A 16,249-nucleotide genomic window follows, 5' to 3' on the forward strand; every position below is an offset into this window, starting at 1 on the left:
GGGCATGCTCATTGACGTAATTCGGGTTTATGATGCCCAACGGCAGAATAATAGAAGTCCCCCCAGGGATGACCTCGACCCCTTACGGAGCGCGCAATGCAGACTTTGTACCCGCAGATCAAACCCCACGCCCGGCACGATCTGGCCGTCGACGAGACCCACACGCTGTATGTCGACGAAAGCGGTTCGCCGAAAGGTTTGCCGGTGGTGTTCATTCACGGCGGCCCCGGTGCCGGTTGCGATGCCGCGAGTCGGTGTTACTTCGATCCCAACCTGTACCGCATTGTCACCTTCGACCAGCGCGGTTGCGGTCGTTCCACCCCCCACGCGAGTCTGGAAAACAATACCACCTGGGACCTGGTCGCCGACCTCGAGCGGATCCGCCAGCACCTGGGCATCGACAAGTGGGTGCTGTTCGGCGGTTCCTGGGGGTCGACCCTGGCGCTGGCCTACGCGCAAACCCATCCGGAGCGCGTGCACGGGCTGATCCTGCGCGGGATTTTTCTCTGCCGCCCGCAGGAAATCGAATGGTTCTATCAAGCGGGCGCCAGTCGCCTGTTCCCGGATTACTGGCAGGACTACATTGCGCCGATCCCGGCGGACGAGCGCCATGACCTGCTCAACGCCTTCCACAAACGCCTGACCGGCAACGACCAGATCGCCCAGATGCACGCGGCCAAGGCCTGGTCCACCTGGGAAGGTCGCACCGCCACCCTGCGTCCGAACCCGATGGTAGTCGATCGTTTCTCCGAGCCGCAGCGTGCGTTGTCCATTGCCCGCATCGAATGCCACTACTTCACCAATAACGCCTTCCTCGAACCGAACCAGCTGATTCGCGACATGGGCAAGATCGCCCATTTGCCAGGCGTGATAGTCCACGGTCGCTATGACGTGATCTGCCCGCTGGATAACGCCTGGGAACTGCACCAGGCCTGGCCGAACAGCGAACTGCAAATCATCCGTGACGCGGGGCATGCCGCTGCCGAGCCGGGAATCACCGATGCATTGGTGCGTGCGGCCGATAAAATGGCGCGGCGCTTGCTCGACCTCGCCCCCGAAGAAGCATGAAAGGTCTGCTGCAACGCGTGCGCGGCGCGCGAGTCGAGGTAGAGGGGCAGGTGGTCGGTGCGGTCGATCAAGGTTTGCTGGTGCTGGTGGCCGTCGAGCCGGACGACACGCGGGCCAGCGCCGACAAACTTCTCAATAAGCTGCTTAACTATCGAGTGTTCAGCGACGCTGAGGGCAAGATGAACCTGTCCCTGGCGGATGTGGGTGGCGGGTTGCTGCTGGTCTCGCAGTTCACCCTGGCTGCCGACACCAAGAGCGGGCTGCGTCCGAGTTTTTCGACTGCGGCCCCTCCGGCCTTGGGTGAGGAGCTGTTCGACTATCTATTAAGCAAAGCGAAACAGGTGCATGGCACTGTGGCATCAGGTAGATTCGGCGCGGATATGCAGGTGCACCTGGTCAATGACGGCCCGGTCACCTTCCTGTTACAGACCTGAAAGCGTTTGAAACATCTTTTTAAGCGCTTTTCGACTGAAAGCAGGCGTTTTCCCCGATAAATACTTTGTTACCCCTGATGCGTTGTAACGCGGCCTACTAGATAATCGCGCGCTACGGGGATCAGCGTTCGTTGGTCCATTTTGACTTAGGTAGAGACTTGTCCGGATCCGATTGGGGAATCATTTTGCCCCAGCGGAGTCGGAACAATGCTCGCCAACTTGGCAAGAGTGGTCTGCAGGACCGGTTTTTTCGTACCGGATGCCTATAGGCCCTTTAACTGGCCGTTGGTTTTTTGATCTGTTTTCGGCGAGGGTTGCTCGTGATTGTTAGTCCCTGTAACGCACCAAAATTGACTGCCAAACGGTTTCGTAGCGCATTGGTAGCGGGTTCGGCACTCCTGTGCCTGCTCAGCGCCGGCCAGCTTTGGGCATTCAATCTGGATGATGTATCGGTAAAGGCAAAAGAGCTGGCCGGGCAAAAGTACGAAGCGCCGCGCAGCAACCTGCCGAACGAATTTCGCGAGATGAAATTCGCCGACTATCAGAAAATTCGCTTCCTGACTGAAAAAGCCGAATGGGCCGATCAGAAGACCCCGTTCAAGCTGTCCTTCTATCACCAGGGTATGCATTTCGATACGCCGGTGAAAATCAACGAAATCACGGCGAACACCGTCGAAGAGATCAAGTACGACCCAAGTCGTTTCGATTTCGGCGACGTCAAGTTCGACCCCAAGGCCACCGAACAACTCGGTTATGCCGGTTTCCGTGTGCTGTACCCGGTCAACAAGGCTGACAAGCAAGACGAAATCATGACCATGCTTGGCGCGAGCTACTTCCGCGTTGTCGGCAAGGGTCACGTCTACGGTTTGTCCGCTCGCGGCATGGCGATCGATACCGCCTTGCCGTCCGGCGAAGAATTCCCGCGTTTTCGCGAGTTCTGGATTCAACAGCCCAAACCGGGCGACAAGCACCTGGTGATCTTCGCCCTGCTGGATTCGCCACGGGCCACCGGTGCCTATCGCCTGACCCTGCGTCCGGGCAGCGACACCATTGTCGACGTCAAGGCGCAGATGTTCCTGCGTGACAAGGTCGGCAAACTGGGCATCGCACCACTGACCAGCATGTTCCTGTTCGGCGCCAACCAGCCGTCTAAAGTGCTCAACTATCGCCGTGAATTGCACGATTCCAGCGGCCTCGCAATCCATGCCGGCAACGGCGAGTGGATCTGGCGTCCGCTGAACAACCCGAAACACCTGGCGGTGAGCAACTTCTCGGTCGAGAACCCGCGCGGCTTTGGCTTGCTGCAACGTGGCCGTGACTTCAGCCACTACGAAGACCTCGACGACCGCTACGACAAGCGCCCAAGCGCCTGGATCGAACCGAAGGGCGACTGGGGCAAGGGCTCCGTCGATCTGGTAGAGATTCCGACCGCCGACGAAACCAACGACAATATCGTGGCTTTCTGGAGCCCGGAAAAGATGCCGGAGCCAGGCCAGCCGTTGGACTTCGCCTATCGCATGCACTGGACCATGGACGAAGCGGCGCTGCACGCACCGGACAGTGCCTGGGTCAGCCAGACCCTGAAATCTACCGGTGACGTCAAGCAGTCGAACCTGATTCGTCAGCCGGACGGCAGCGTTGCCTATCTGGTGGACTTTGAAGGTCCTTCCCTGGCGGCACTGGCACCGGATACCGATGTGCGCAGCCAGGTCAGCGTCGGCGAAAACGCTGAACTGGTCGAGAACAGCGTGCGCTACAACCCTGAAACCAAGGGCTGGCGCCTGACCCTGCGCATGAAGATCAAGGACCCGAGCAAGTCCACCGAGATGCGTGCTGCACTGGTGCAGAACATCGTGCCAGCCGATCTGGCCAAGACTTCGCTTCCAGTGTCTAACTCTTCCGTTGCCAAGGCAGACAAGGTTGCTGCCAAGCAAGCGGAGAAAGCCGACAAGGAAGCGAAGGCCGCCGAAGCCAAGCAGGCCGAAGCCAAGCCAGTTGCAGATGCCAAGGATGCGGCGAACAACAAAGACGCCAAGCAGCCTGCTGCTGCTGACGCGGCCCAAGCCACACCGGAATCGGCATCGACTGAAGAAGTCCTGACCGAGACCTGGAGCTACCAGTTGCCTGCCGATGAGTAATTCTCAAGTACAGCCAGAGACGCTTTCCGAGTATCTGGCACATCTGCCAATGACCGACCAGCAGCGCGCGGAACTCGCGGGCTGCCGGTCCTTCAGCGAATTGCACGAGCGTCTGTCGTCTTCCACATTCGACGCTCCGGCCGAGGCCGCCCAGGCATCGGTCGGCAAGCGCCTGACCCTGAGCACCGCCGAAGAATTGCAGGACGCCGAAATGCTGGCGCTCGACGTCAGTGGTCGGGTCGTCCTCAAGGCGACCCCGCCAATTCGCCGGACCAAGGTCGTGCCGGAACCGTGGCGGACCAATATCCTGGTGCGAGGCTGGCGACGCCTGACCGGCCGCACCAACCCGCCGAAGCCGCCGAAGGATGAGAACGTATTGCCGGCAGCGCGCTGGCGCACGGTCGGTTCGATCCGTCGCTACATCCTGTTGGTACTGATGCTCGGCCAGACCATCGTCGCCGGCTGGTTCATGAAAGGCCTCATGCCGTACCAGGGCTGGTCGTTCGTCGACCTCGAAGAAGTCCTGCACCAACCGTTGCTGCAAACCGCCACGCAAGTGCTGCCGTATGCGTTGCAGACCAGCATCCTGATCCTGTTCGGGATTCTGTTCTGCTGGGTCTCGGCCGGTTTCTGGACCGCGCTGATGGGCTTCCTCGAGCTGCTCACCGGTCACGATAAATACCGTATCTCCGGTAAAAGTGCAGGCAACGAGCCGATTCCGAAGGACGCGCGCACTGCATTGGTGATGCCGATCTGTAACGAAGACGTGCCTCGGGTATTCGCCGGCCTGCGCGCGACCTTCGAGTCGGTAGCCGCCACCGGTGACCTGGATCGCTTTGACTTCTTTGTCCTCAGCGACAGTAACGACGCCGACATCTGCGTCGCCGAACAGCAGGCCTGGCTGGACGTCTGCCGCGAAGCCAAGGGCTTCGGCAAGATCTTCTATCGCCGTCGCCGTCGCCGTGTGAAGCGCAAGAGCGGCAACCTCGACGACTTCTGCCGTCGCTGGGGTGGTGACTACAAGTACATGGTCGTGCTCGACGCCGACTCGGTGATGAGCGGCGAGTGCCTGACCAGTCTGGTACGCCTGATGGAAGCCACGCCGGACGCCGGGATCATCCAGACCGCACCACGTGCGTCGGGCATGGACACCCTGTATGCACGCATGCAGCAGTTCGCCACTCGTGTGTACGGTCCGCTGTTCACCGCCGGCCTGCACTTCTGGCAGTTGGGCGAATCCCACTACTGGGGTCACAACGCGATCATCCGCATGAAGCCGTTCATCGAGCACTGCGCCCTGGCGCCGTTGCCGGGTAAAGGCGCGTTCGCCGGTGCGATCCTGTCCCACGACTTCGTCGAAGCTGCGCTGATGCGCCGTGCCGGCTGGGGCGTGTGGATTGCCTATGACTTGCCGGGCAGCTACGAAGAGCTGCCGCCGAACCTGCTGGACGAACTCAAGCGTGACCGTCGCTGGTGCCACGGCAACCTGATGAACTTCCGCCTGTTCCTGGTCAAGGGCATGCACCCGGTGCACCGTGCGGTGTTCCTCACCGGCGTGATGTCCTACCTGTCCGCGCCGTTGTGGTTCTTCTTCCTGGTGCTGTCCACCGCGCTGTTGGCAGTCAACACGCTGATGGAGCCGCAGTACTTCCTCGAACCGCGCCAGCTTTATCCGCTGTGGCCACAATGGCACCCGGACAAGGCGATTGCGCTGTTCTCGACCACGGTCGTGCTGCTGTTCCTGCCGAAACTGTTGAGCATCATCCTGATCTGGGCCAAGGGCGCAAAAGAGTTCGGCGGCAAGTTCAAGGTGACGCTGTCGATGTTCCTGGAAATGCTGTTCTCCATGCTGCTGGCGCCGGTGCGGATGATTTTCCACACCCGTTTCGTGCTCGCCGCGTTCCTCGGCTGGGCCGCGACCTGGAACTCGCCGCAGCGTGACGACGACTCCACGCCGTGGAGCGAAGCGGTCAAGCGTCACGGGCCGCAGACCTTGCTGGGCTTCTTCTGGGCCTTGCTGGTGATCTGGTTGAACCCGAGCTTCCTGTGGTGGCTGGTGCCGATCGTCGGATCGTTGATGCTGTCGATCCCGGTGTCGGTGATTTCCAGCCGTGTCGGCCTGGGCCTCAAGTCCCGTGACGAGAACCTGTTCCTGATTCCTGAGGAATACAATCCACCGCAGGCACTGCTGGCCACCGACCAGTACACCCACGAAAACCGCTGGCATGCGTTGAACGACGGCTTTGTCCGTGCGGTGGTCGATCCACAGCAGAACGCCCTGGCGTGCTCGCTGGCGACCTCGCGTCACCGTGAGGCCGAGCCGATCGAATGGCTGCGGGTCGAGCGTGTCCGCCACGCCATTAAAGTCGGGCCTGAAGGCCTGACCAACGATGAGCGTGTGCAGCTGCTGAGCGACCCGGTGGCATTGGCTCGCTTGCATGAGCAGGTCTGGAGCGAGGGTCATCCGGAGTGGCTGGGCGCATGGCGCAAATCGGTCCAGGCCGATCCGCATGCACCGCTGTTGCCGCTGCAGCCTTTGAGTGTGCAGGCCCAGCTGGCCTGATACAAGACCGCATCTGCGGTGGTGTGAAAACCTGACAGTCTGCTGACTGATTAAAGAAAATGCCCGTATCGCAAGATACGGGCATTTTTCTTTGTTGCTGTATTCAGGTGAACGTATCCCCTCTTCTCCTTACGTAGTTATTTCGGCGAGCAAAGGTAGAGATTTTCCCGCTGCGTTACTGGCTATGATGCTCACCTCATAGCGGGTGAGTGGAAACAGCACCGGCTGAAGAATGGGTGTTGTCGAATCATAATCGAGTTTGTTCCCTTGTGGGCCAGTCAGGGTGATGTCATAGCGGTTCACAGGCTCGACGGGGGCATCCCACTCCAATTTTGCGATCAGTCCACGGGTGAATCGAAAGTTGCTGGGGGCACCAGGCGGTGGACCGGCTTCAACGAGGATTGAGGCAGGCTCAGAGGTGTTGCCGGAATTGTCCAGCGCTCGTACCTCAAAGGAATTAATGCCAGGCATCAAGCCTGTGGCGTGGTATTGGGTCTGTTGCGTGCTACCGAAGTACACCTCATTGTTGTCGATAACGTACCCGGAGACCTCAACGTCATCCCTTGATGCCACCCAGGACAGCGTGACAGAGTCCGGGGTCTTGTCTGACATTTGCAGATTCCCTGGAACGCTAGGAGCAGTGGTGTCCTTGAGTACATGAGTCAGGATCGTGGGCTCCGATAGCTGTCCGTAGATGTCAAACGACGACACACTGATGGTGTATTCAAAGTCTGGAAGCAGATCACTTATTCGTGTAACTGGGACAATATACTTATCACCCCAGTGCTCGTCATTGAGCAGAATCCTCACACCAGTAGCTCCACTTGGTAGTTCCCACGTCAAATCTAATGATTTGGCTGTTTCAGCAGTGATGCTCACGTCTGGCGCGGATGGAGGCGGCCCTGGGGGCGTGCCTGTTGTTTCAAATGTCGTATTTTTGCTTTTTTCAGACAAGTTCCCGTCCTTGTCCCTAGCACGCACTGATACGTAGTACCAAGCACCACTGGTCAAGTTCGGGATCGTGAAATGGGTATCCGGAGTATTGAAGACTCGAAAATTGTTCAGCTTGACCTGATAACCTGTCACGCCAACGTTGTCACTGGCAGGCTCCCAAGTCAGTGTCGCTGACGTATCGGTTATATCGCTGACAACCGGATCGCCAGGTCGGGTGGGTGGCACGCCATCGGTCAAGGTTTTCTCCAGCAGACTTTCTTTGGAGGTGGCGCCATCCAACTGTGCACGAACCTTGAACCTGAAATGGTGTGGTCCGGGTCCCGGCGACAGATCAGACAATTTGAAAGCATATCCCCAGAGTCCCGGCCCCGTGGTGAACACCTTATCGTTGATTGTCACCTCGTGGGATGGGAAATGCCTGAAAACAGGGCTCCAGCGCAAGCGGCAGCGGCCGTTGCTGTGGCTGAATGTCAGGTTGGCGGGCGGAGCGAGCAATGTTTTGAACGCTTTGGCGGCAGGCTCGGACTCTCCAGCGGCATTGAAGGCGCGGACTTCTACGAGATAGTCTGTATGGCTTCTCAGATGAGCTGCGGTGAAGCTCAGATCGTTAGTTTGAGCAACGAGGTGTCGATTCAGAAAAACCTTGTACTGAACGTTAAGGCCGCTTGCGGCTGCCCAGCGAAGCTCTGCTGATGAGTGGGTGATGTTGCTGCTTTGTGGAATGCCAGGTTTGCCAGGGGCTAACAGTTTTGTGGTGAATGAGGCCGATGAGGGTTCTGAGGCATTTCCAACAGCGTCCAAAGCCTTCACTGCGACAGTGTAAGAATTGGCTTCGCTTAACCCGGTGAAGGTGTGTTCGTTTTTACCGACTGTGACGGGGGATGCATTGTTGATGGAGACGCTGTAGCCAATTACCGCGACATTATCTGTGCTTTGACTCCAAGTGACTTTTACAGTGTTGTGTGTGATGTTTGTGAAAGTCGGGGTGCCAGGTTTGCTGGGGGCTAATGATTGTATAGTGAAAGATGCAGATGAAGGATCTGAATTATTTCCATCGGCATCAAAAGCAATTACTTCAATGGTGTATGAAGAACCTTCCGTCAACCCGGTCATGGTGTGTTCGTTATCGGTGACTGTAATGGCCGCTCCATTGTTGATAGTAACTAAGTAGCCGATTGTAGCATGGTCGTCGGTGCTGGGTGTCCAGGTTGCTTTTACCGAGTTGCCTGTGATGCTTGTGAAGGTGGGAGTTCCAGGTTTGCTGGGGCGCTCAGGGTGAAGGGTGGGAAGTCGCAGGGGGTCGGAGTCACTGTAGTTTGAATTACTATCCAGCGCTCTTACTATATATGTACAAGGTCTGAAACTGTCTTCGGTTACGAAGCCCTGCAAATCAAGATCTAAATGCTCTGCCGAGCCTAATAGGTTGGTGTTTCGACGAATTTCATATTTTACGACCTTGACGTTGTCAGTTGAACTGTTCCATATCAGGTAATCTTTGCCCTCTATGTAGAGAGCTTTAAGGTTGGTTGGTTTGGAAGGTGCCATTCCATCGAGTGTGCGTGTAAACAGAAATTCAGAGTCGGTAAAGTTTCCAGCGGCATCCAATGCGCGAATTTGGTGAGCGTATGTCGTAGATTCGTCGAGGCCTCTGTCGAAAAAAGAAGTGCTGGTAACTCTGTCGATCACGTCGCCGTTGCGAAGAACGTCATAGCCAATAACTGCAACGTTATCAGTGGAAGCCTCCCACTGCAGATCAATAGAGTTGGCCGTAACTGCAGAAGCTTTAAGGTTGTTCGGTTTGGAGGGAGCAATCCCTTCTGGCGTCGTGATGTCGAGCGGATCGGAGTTGGTTTCGTTTCCACTAAGATCAAACGCCTGAACAATGTATCTGTAGTTAGTAAGTGGGGCAAGGTTAAGATCACGATATGAAGTCGCGGAGGTCGTGTCGATTGGTGTGGTGTTGCGGTAGATTCTGTAGCCGGCTATGGCGCCGTTATCAGTTGACGGAGTCCAATTCAGGTTGGTGGAGCGGGCCTTGATTTCGGATGCTGTAAGGTTGATAGGTTTGCTGGGGGGGGTAGTGTCTGTATTTTTGACTTTAATTTCGGAAGGGTTGCCGTCTCCAGAGTTAAAGTGAGCCACTACTTTATAATGGTATTCCCTGCCGGGCGTTAGCTCATGGAATGTATGTTCATTGTTTTCAATTTTGAAAGCATATCCATCGATAAATAAATTGTAGTATTCAACCTGCTCGCTATCCTCTGGGTTACTCCAGACTAACGTTGTCGAGGTATCTGTCACCTCGCGAGCCCGAAAATTCAAGGTGGTGCTTTTATGAGCGGCCAACGCCCTTGCTCGCGTGGCGCTGATGCATCGGTCGACTACGCCTGTTGATGCAAAAAAATCAATGTTGATCATGTTGCCTTTAGTTGGCGTTCTATAACGACCAGACCCAATGCTGCTAAAGAAATAGTCCCAATGTATTTCGTTCGGTGTAAAGCGGGTGGGTCCTCCTATTGGAGTGTAGCCAGCAGCAAGCATCGACCATAGCTGATTCTTTGGTGGCGTGGCCATGATTTCAATCATATGGTTCTTTAGTGTGGTCGGTGTATTAGTGTTTTGGCTGTTCCAAGTCTGATAAACTTTCCCCCAAAGATACAGTCTCGATGGTTGCCAATCATCCCAGGCAATAATAATATTCCTGCCAGGGTGTTGCTGCCGGATTTGCCCGATCGTCAAGCCGCGTGCGGCCCACGGAATACAACGATCACTCAGAGCTGCTTCTAGCATGTCTTTGACGGTGTTGACAGCGTCGGGGAGAACCTTTTCATGAAAATCCATTATCACGATTTCTAAAGGATTTTGTATTGCAAATTGACGAACTTCTTGGATGCAGTTGTGCAAATAGCGGCCGGCATGGTACCCCTCGTGTTCAAATCTAAACTCTTTAATTGTGCCCGCGTGATCTATGTGTCTGTAAACTCTTAAGTCCAGAACTCGCATGCCGCCTTGTAGTTGATTGGTGAATGGTTTATCTTGACAAGCGCCCCACCGAACACCTGGAAATCCTGACCCTTCCTTGTCCACGCCAGCATTATGAGCTTCTGGCAGTATCAGTTCGTGTATTTTCAGAAGTTCTATGAGTGGGCCACTATCTGTCATCCATCGGCTGTAATTTGTCGAGGCTTCATTGTGGCGGAATTCCAAGTGGTGACGAACGACGTGGAGTGAGTGTTCATTTAGAGTGCCGTCGGTACTTATCATCAAGATCATTGTGATCTTGGTGTCGTCACCAAGCTTGGCAAGTTGCTCGAGCGGTAGTTTGCAGGTGAATGCTGTTTCGCCTGTCGAGACGCCAGTGGATGCTGCTTCGGCCAGGGTTAGAATGCCAGGATATCCATTGGCGTAAGTGCATTCACAATGCAGCCATAGCTTTGTTTTGCTATTGAAGCCAGTCAGCGACTGGATGTTGATAGTTGGGCTATTTACCAGGTTGTTGTAGATTAAAACATTGTTTGCTGTGTCAGATACGGTAAGACGGGGTAGAAAGTTGTCTGAAAGGTCAACGTCGGAGGTTTGGCTCTGCTGCTGAATGGTCATGTTGGTCACCGCTCAAATGTAGGCGGGAACAAGTGGAGCACAAGTAACGTAGTTTGAGACCTATCAGTTCTGATAGGCGGTCAAAGTCCTGATAATGATTTAGTATTCAAAGTTTTTTAGGCGGATTTTAGTGTTATCGATTTCCCTGATCGCCAAGGTCGCGCGCAACAGCCTGCAAGTCGCCCAAGGCGATGACGTGCCCGAAATCAATGTGATTGACGTCACCCGTCATGGGGTCGCCGGCCGCCCTTTCGACCATTACATCGAGCGAACGAGGTAATGATGACTTCATGAGCGCTGTTGAGCAGTTCGGTAATCCCGCACATGACCGTACTGGAATACCTCTGCCTGGCTAAATGCATCACCTCGGTCCATAGCGAACCGAGGCATATGAATCACCTCAAACCTTGAACCTGCCCACGAGCATCTGCAAATGCGTCCCCAGCCGCGCCAGCTCAATGCTGGACGCCGCCGTCTCTTCACTTGCTGCGGACGTCTGATCCGACACATCGCGCACGTTCAGCACGCTGCGGTTGATCTCTTCGGCCACAGCGCTCTGCTGTTCCGCGGCGGCGGCAATCTGCTGGTTCATTGCCTGGATCGCCGACACCGTGCGGGTGATGTTCTCCAGTGAGCCGCCGGCGCGACGGGTCAGTTCCACGCTGCTGTCGGTCAGGGCGCGACTGTTGTCCATGATGGTCGCCACGTGCTGGGTGCCGTTTTGCAGGCCGACGATCAGCTCTTCGATCTCCTCGGTGGATTTCTGCGTGCGTTGCGCCAGGCTGCGCACTTCATCGGCGACCACGGCAAAACCGCGTCCCGCTTCACCGGCGCGAGCGGCTTCGATGGCCGCGTTGAGCGCCAGCAGGTTGGTTTGCTGGGCGACGGACTTGATCACGTCGAGCACGCTGCCGATCTTGTCGCTTTCGCGCTTGAGTTCGCCCATGGCTTCGGTGGAGTGTCCCACTTCCTTGGCCAGGCGCTCGATCTGTGCGATGGCTTCACCCACCACCTTGTCGCCTTCGCGGGCCTGTTGATCGGCGGCGACGGCGGCCTCTGAGGCTTCCTCGGCGTTACGCGCGACTTCCTGCACGGTGGCGGTCATTTCATTCATGGCGGTGGCCACCTGGTCGGTCTCGACCTTCTGGCTGGTGACGCCGGCGCTGGTTTGCTCGGTGACGGCGGACAGTTCTTCGGCGGCGCTGGCAATTTGCGTAACGCCGTCGCTGATGCCGCCGATCAGTTCACGCAAGCCCTGGGTCATGCGCTGGATGGCCCGTTGCAGCTGGCCAAGTTCGTCCTGGCGCTGGGAGAGCAGGTTGTGGGTCAGGTCGCCGGCAGCGATGCGCTCGGCCGCCTTGAGGGTCTGGTTCAGCGGAATCACGATCTGCCGAGTGATTGCCCAGGCGGCAAACAAGCCAAAGACCAGCGCCAGGACGGTGGCCAGCAGCAGCATGTTCTTGGCGTGCGCTACGTCGGTATCGCGTACCAGGGTTTGCGAGACGGTGAGCTTGTTGCTGACCTCGAGCAGGATCTCGCCTTGGGCGGCCATGCGTTTGAAGGCGTCGGCGCTGGCGGTCTGGGAATCGCGGTACTGGCTGACCGCGGCGCGGTAGGCCTTGAGCGAGTCGGTCGCTTGCTGCAGGTTGCCGATGTGTTGTTCCGGCAGCTGCGACGGCAGGCTTTGCAGATATTTCAGGGCGTTGTCGATGGCGTCCAGCGCTGGCTGCTCAGCTTCGGCCTTGCCGCTGTAGGTGTAGCCACGCACCTGGAAGCGCGCCTGCTGGATCAGCTTGCTCAGGTCGATCACGCTGTTGAACTGCGCCACGCTGTCGCCTTGCAGCATGGCTTTTTCCACTTCGGCAACTTTGGCCACGGCATTGTCGGCGGTGGCGCCCAGTTTGCTGCGGGCGTCTTCGCGGCTGGCGCCGGCCTGGGTCATGGCGGCGAAGGCTTGCTTGTATTGGCTGACGGCGGCCAGTTGCTGGTCGATCATGGCCACGTCGGCGGATTGCTCGATCATCTTGCGAGCCGCTTGCAGGCTGGTGTCGAGCTTGCCCAGCAGATCACTGACGGCACCGGGGCCTTGTTCGCCGCGACGCATTTCGTAATCCAGGCGGGCGATGCGCAGGTCCTTGGTCATCCCGTTGATCTCGGAGATGAACCCCAGCCCATCACCGCGACGGGTGACGTCGCTCAGGCCGGTCCAGCCGGTGAAGGTGATCAGCATCGTCAGCAGCAGCACAAGACCGAAGCCGACGCCCAGCTTGCGGTTTACGCTCACGTTACCCAGTTTATCGGCCAGCCATTGGTACATGCTGCAACTCCCTTGGACCACACATTGGTTTCATGGGAGGTGTATCGGCAGGCGGGGAGCATTCTGTAGGAGCAAGCTTGCTCGCGATGGACGTTAACGATGACGAGGGCTTTCTGAATGAGCGCGGCGCCGTCACGTCCTTCGCGAGCAAGCTCGCTCCTACAGGAATCGCGATTTGGCTAGAAGAGTCGTGCCAGCAGTGCCGTGACGGCGGTTTCCACGCGCAGGATGCGCTCGCCCAATTGCACCGGTTGCAGGCCGGATTTGCCCAGCAAGTCGATCTCGTAGGGGATCCAGCCACCTTCCGGGCCGATGGCCAGGGTCACCGGCTCGGTCAGGGCGCGGGGGCAGGGCGGGTATTGGCCCGGATGGCCAACCAGGCCGAGGGTGCCCTCGGTGATGGCGGGCAGGCGATCTTCGACGAACGGTTTGAAGCGCTTCTCGATCACCACTTGCGGCAAGACACTGTCCCTGGCCTGTTCGAGGCCAAGGATCAATTGCTCGCGAATGGCCTCAGGCTCCAGGAACGGCGTCTGCCAGAAGCTCTTCTCGACGCGGTAGCTGTTCACCAGCACGATTCGTGGCACACCCATGGCCGCAACGGTCTGGAACACCCTGCGGAGCATCTTGGGCCGTGGCAGGGCCAGGACCAGGGTCAGCGGTAGCTTGGCAGGCGGTGGCTGGTCGAGGGTGACGCGCAGTTCCGCCTCGCTGGCGTCCAGGCGCAGGACCTCGGCCGAGCCCATCAGGCCACCGATACGGCCGACACGCATGCTGTCACCGACTTCACAGCGGTGGACTTCCTGCATGTGGGTCAACCGGCGATCACGCAGCACGACCCGGTCGGCCGCAATGAAGTCGGCCTCTTCAAGGAGCAGCAGGTTCACGGTTGGGTCGCTGGCGGCTGGTCGTTGTGATCGTCGGCAGGCTGGTCGTCCGGGTGTTCGCCACGCTTGCTGATCAGGCTGCCAAACAGGATGCCGATCTCGAACAGCAGCCACATCGGTACGGCCAGCAGGGTCTGCGAGAAAATGTCCGGCGGGGTCAGGATCATGCCGACCACGAAGCAGCCGATGATCACGTACGGACGGATTTTCTTCAGGTACTTGACGTCGACCACGCCGATCCACACCAGCAGCACCACGGCCACCGGGATCTCGAACGCCACGCCGAAGGCGAAGAACAGCGTCATGACGAAATCGAGGTAGCTGGTGATGTCGGTCATCATTTCCACGCCGGCCGGGGTGGCGGCGGCGAAGAACTTGAAGATCAACGGGAACACCAGGAAATAGGCGAACGCCATGCCGGCGTAGAACAGCACGATGCTCGAGCACAGCAGGGGCACGGCGATGCGCTTCTCGTGCTTGTACAGGCCCGGTGCGATGAAGCCCCAGATCTGGTGCAGGATCACCGGGATCGCCAGGAACAGCGACACCATCATGGTCAGCTTCAGTGGCGTCAGGAACGGCGACGACACATCGGTGGCAATCATCGTCGCGCCGGCGGGCAGGTACGCCCGCAGCGGCGTCGAGACGAAGGTGTAGATCTGCTGGGTGAAGGCAAACAGCCCGGCAAAGATGATGAAAATCGCCGCTACGCAGCGCAGCAGGCGGGTACGCAACTCGGTGAGGTGCGAAACCAGCGGCATGTGCTGGTCGTTTTCAGGAAGATCGCTCATGGGGCTCGCGGCGGCAGTGTTGGGTCATGAGGGGCCGGCGCAACGGGCGCAGCCGCGGGTGCAACGGGCGCGACCGGTGTCGCTGCGACAGGTGCAGCTTGCACAGGCGCAGATTCAACGGCAGGCGCATCAACCGTCTGCGTCGCCACAGGCTCGACGGGCGTCGGCTGCTGCTGGGTCGGCGAGAAGATCTTTCGGGCCTCCTGTTCAAGCGACAGGATGTGCTCGTTGTGCAGTTGCCGACGAATCTCGTCGGCACCGATTTCACGTTCAACTTCCTGTTTGATCGCATTGAAGCTGCGCTTGAGGCGCCCAACCCACAGGCCGGCGGTGCGCGCAGCGCCCGGCAGGCGCTCGGGACCCAGCACGAGCAGGGCGACGAGGCCGACGAGCAGCAGTTCAGAGAAGCTGATACCAAACATTAGTCAGTGCTCACACGTCTTTGCGGATCGGCTCTTCGACTTTCTGCGCCTGCACGTCGATGGTGTGCGGCTGGTTCACCGAAGCCTGAGGCTGTACCGGCGGCACCGGTTGGGCCGGGGTCACGGTTGGCTCGGCGGGTTTTTCGTCGTCGTTCATGGCTTTCTTGAAGCCCTTGATCGACTCGCCAACGTCGGTGCCGAGGTTTTTCAGTTTCTTGGTGCCGAACACCAGAACCACGACGACCAGGATGACGACCCAGTGTTTCCAGTCAAAAATGCCCATGCTGCTGCTCCTCTCTAATCGTTATTCAGGCGGACGGGCGCGAGGCTTTCTCGGCGTGTCCGGACAGACCGAAGCGACGGTCCAGTTCATCGAGTACAGCCTGGGGATGCTGCCCCAACTGGGCGAGCATGACCATGCTGTGGAACCACAAATCGGCGGTTTCGTAGATGACATCGCTGCAGTCGCCGCTGATGGCGGCGTCCTTGGCGGCAATGATGGTCTCGACCGACTCTTCGCCGACTTTTTCCAGAATCTTGTTCAAGCCCTTGTGGTACAGGCTGGCGACGTACGAGCTGTCGGCGGCGGCGCCTTTGCGCTCTTCCAGCACCTGGGCCAGACGGGTCAACGTGTCACTCATGTTTGTGTCCTGCGCTATAGATGGCGTGCGGATCTTTCAGTACCGGGTCGACGGTTGTCCAGTCGCCGTTCTCATAGACGCGGTAGAAGCAGCTCTGGCGGCCGGTATGACAGGCGATGTCGCCGATCTGCTCGACCATCAGGATGATCACGTCGGCGTCGCAGTCCAGGCGCATCTCATGCAGGGTCTGCACGTGGCCGGACTCTTCGCCCTTGCGCCACAGCTTGCCACGCGAGCGCGACCAGTAGATGGCGCGGTTCTCGGCCGCCGTCAGTTGCAGTGCTTCGCGGTTCATCCAGGCCATCATCAGGACGCGCCCGGTCTTGTGGTCCTGGGCAATCGCCGGCACCAGGCCGTCGGCATCCCATTTGATCTCGTCCAGCCAGTTTTTCATCTTCGACTCCGACAGCGAGCCCGACACTTCATGAGTCAGG

At 58.1% G+C, this 16,249-nt stretch carries 13 protein-coding genes and 1 pseudogene; 5 read left to right on the forward strand and 9 right to left on the reverse strand.

The window, feature by feature from the left end; genetic code table 11:
- The first annotated feature begins 96 nt into the window (after nucleotides 1-96).
- From pip to mdoH, 4 genes are all read left to right on the forward strand, one after another.
- Entirely contained in the window at nucleotides 97-1,068 is a 972-nt protein-coding gene (gene pip / locus DKB71_RS02360; RefSeq protein ID WP_274076124.1) for a prolyl aminopeptidase, read from the forward strand.
- Nucleotides 1,065-1,502, forward strand: coding sequence for a D-aminoacyl-tRNA deacylase (gene dtd / locus DKB71_RS02365; RefSeq protein ID WP_408599521.1), 438 nt, complete (start codon nucleotides 1,065-1,067; stop codon nucleotides 1,500-1,502). Before pip ends, dtd begins: the two co-directional genes overlap by 4 nt.
- Nucleotides 1,503-1,822: 320 nt before the next feature.
- The gene (locus DKB71_RS02370) at nucleotides 1,823-3,640 is read left to right on the forward strand and encodes a glucan biosynthesis protein G (RefSeq protein WP_408599522.1); all 1,818 of its coding nucleotides are present in this window, start codon (nucleotides 1,823-1,825) and stop codon (nucleotides 3,638-3,640) included.
- Nucleotides 3,633-6,203 carry a glucans biosynthesis glucosyltransferase MdoH gene (gene mdoH / locus DKB71_RS02375; protein WP_274076122.1) on the forward strand — a complete coding sequence of 857 codons (2,571 nt, stop codon included), beginning with the start codon at nucleotides 3,633-3,635 and terminating at the stop codon, nucleotides 6,201-6,203. Before DKB71_RS02370 ends, mdoH begins: the two co-directional genes overlap by 8 nt.
- 129 nt (nucleotides 6,204-6,332) lie before the next feature.
- Here the strand turns inward: mdoH and DKB71_RS02380 are convergent, their stop codons facing one another.
- On the reverse strand, nucleotides 6,333-10,757 hold the full coding sequence (locus DKB71_RS02380) for a phosphatidylinositol-specific phospholipase C domain-containing protein (protein ID WP_408599523.1): 4,425 nt from the start codon (nucleotides 10,755-10,757) through the stop codon (nucleotides 6,333-6,335).
- Nucleotides 10,758-10,887: 130 nt separating this feature from the next.
- On the opposite strand from DKB71_RS02380, the gene DKB71_RS02385 reads away from it, so the two are divergent.
- Nucleotides 10,888-11,037: a hypothetical protein gene (locus tag DKB71_RS02385; RefSeq protein ID WP_408601188.1), complete on the forward strand. Its 150-nt coding sequence runs from the start codon at nucleotides 10,888-10,890 to the stop codon at nucleotides 11,035-11,037.
- 120 nt (nucleotides 11,038-11,157) lie between these two features.
- On the opposite strand, the gene DKB71_RS02390 is transcribed toward DKB71_RS02385, so the two are convergent.
- The 8 genes and pseudogenes from DKB71_RS02390 to hisI form a co-directional block, all read right to left on the reverse strand.
- A complete protein-coding gene (locus tag DKB71_RS02390; RefSeq protein WP_408601055.1) occupies nucleotides 11,158-12,021 on the reverse strand; it encodes a methyl-accepting chemotaxis protein in 864 nt (287 codons plus the stop codon).
- Nucleotides 12,013-13,074: pseudogene (locus DKB71_RS02395) on the reverse strand (methyl-accepting chemotaxis protein); the annotation flags it as partial. The pseudogene DKB71_RS02395 and the gene DKB71_RS02390, both read right to left, overlap by 9 nt.
- A gap of 179 nt (nucleotides 13,075-13,253) precedes the next feature.
- Nucleotides 13,254-13,961: a 16S rRNA (uracil(1498)-N(3))-methyltransferase gene (locus tag DKB71_RS02400; RefSeq protein WP_274076118.1), complete on the reverse strand. Its 708-nt coding sequence runs from the start codon at nucleotides 13,959-13,961 to the stop codon at nucleotides 13,254-13,256.
- Nucleotides 13,958-14,752, reverse strand: a complete 795-nt coding sequence (tatC, locus tag DKB71_RS02405) for a twin-arginine translocase subunit TatC (RefSeq protein ID WP_046816936.1) — start codon at nucleotides 14,750-14,752, stop codon at nucleotides 13,958-13,960. The genes DKB71_RS02400 and tatC overlap by 4 nt, the downstream gene beginning before the upstream one ends.
- Nucleotides 14,749-15,174, reverse strand: a complete 426-nt coding sequence (tatB, locus tag DKB71_RS02410) for a Sec-independent protein translocase protein TatB (RefSeq protein ID WP_274076116.1) — start codon at nucleotides 15,172-15,174, stop codon at nucleotides 14,749-14,751. Before tatB ends, tatC begins: the two co-directional genes overlap by 4 nt.
- 10 nt (nucleotides 15,175-15,184) lie before the next feature.
- Nucleotides 15,185-15,457, reverse strand: coding sequence for a twin-arginine translocase TatA/TatE family subunit (locus DKB71_RS02415; RefSeq protein WP_046816938.1), 273 nt, complete (start codon nucleotides 15,455-15,457; stop codon nucleotides 15,185-15,187).
- A gap of 25 nt (nucleotides 15,458-15,482) precedes the next feature.
- Nucleotides 15,483-15,815 (reverse strand): phosphoribosyl-ATP diphosphatase, encoded by a 333-nt coding sequence (locus DKB71_RS02420; RefSeq protein WP_007899279.1) that lies wholly within the window; start codon nucleotides 15,813-15,815, stop codon nucleotides 15,483-15,485.
- On the reverse strand, nucleotides 15,808-16,209 hold the full coding sequence (gene hisI / locus DKB71_RS02425) for a phosphoribosyl-AMP cyclohydrolase (RefSeq protein WP_160390647.1): 402 nt from the start codon (nucleotides 16,207-16,209) through the stop codon (nucleotides 15,808-15,810). Before hisI ends, DKB71_RS02420 begins: the two co-directional genes overlap by 8 nt.
- Nucleotides 16,210-16,249 lie beyond the last annotated feature (40 nt).

It is taken from the genome of Pseudomonas sp. PLMAX (genome assembly GCF_046042685.1).
GTDB classification, from domain to species: domain Bacteria; phylum Pseudomonadota; class Gammaproteobacteria; order Pseudomonadales; family Pseudomonadaceae; genus Aquipseudomonas; species Aquipseudomonas putida_AE.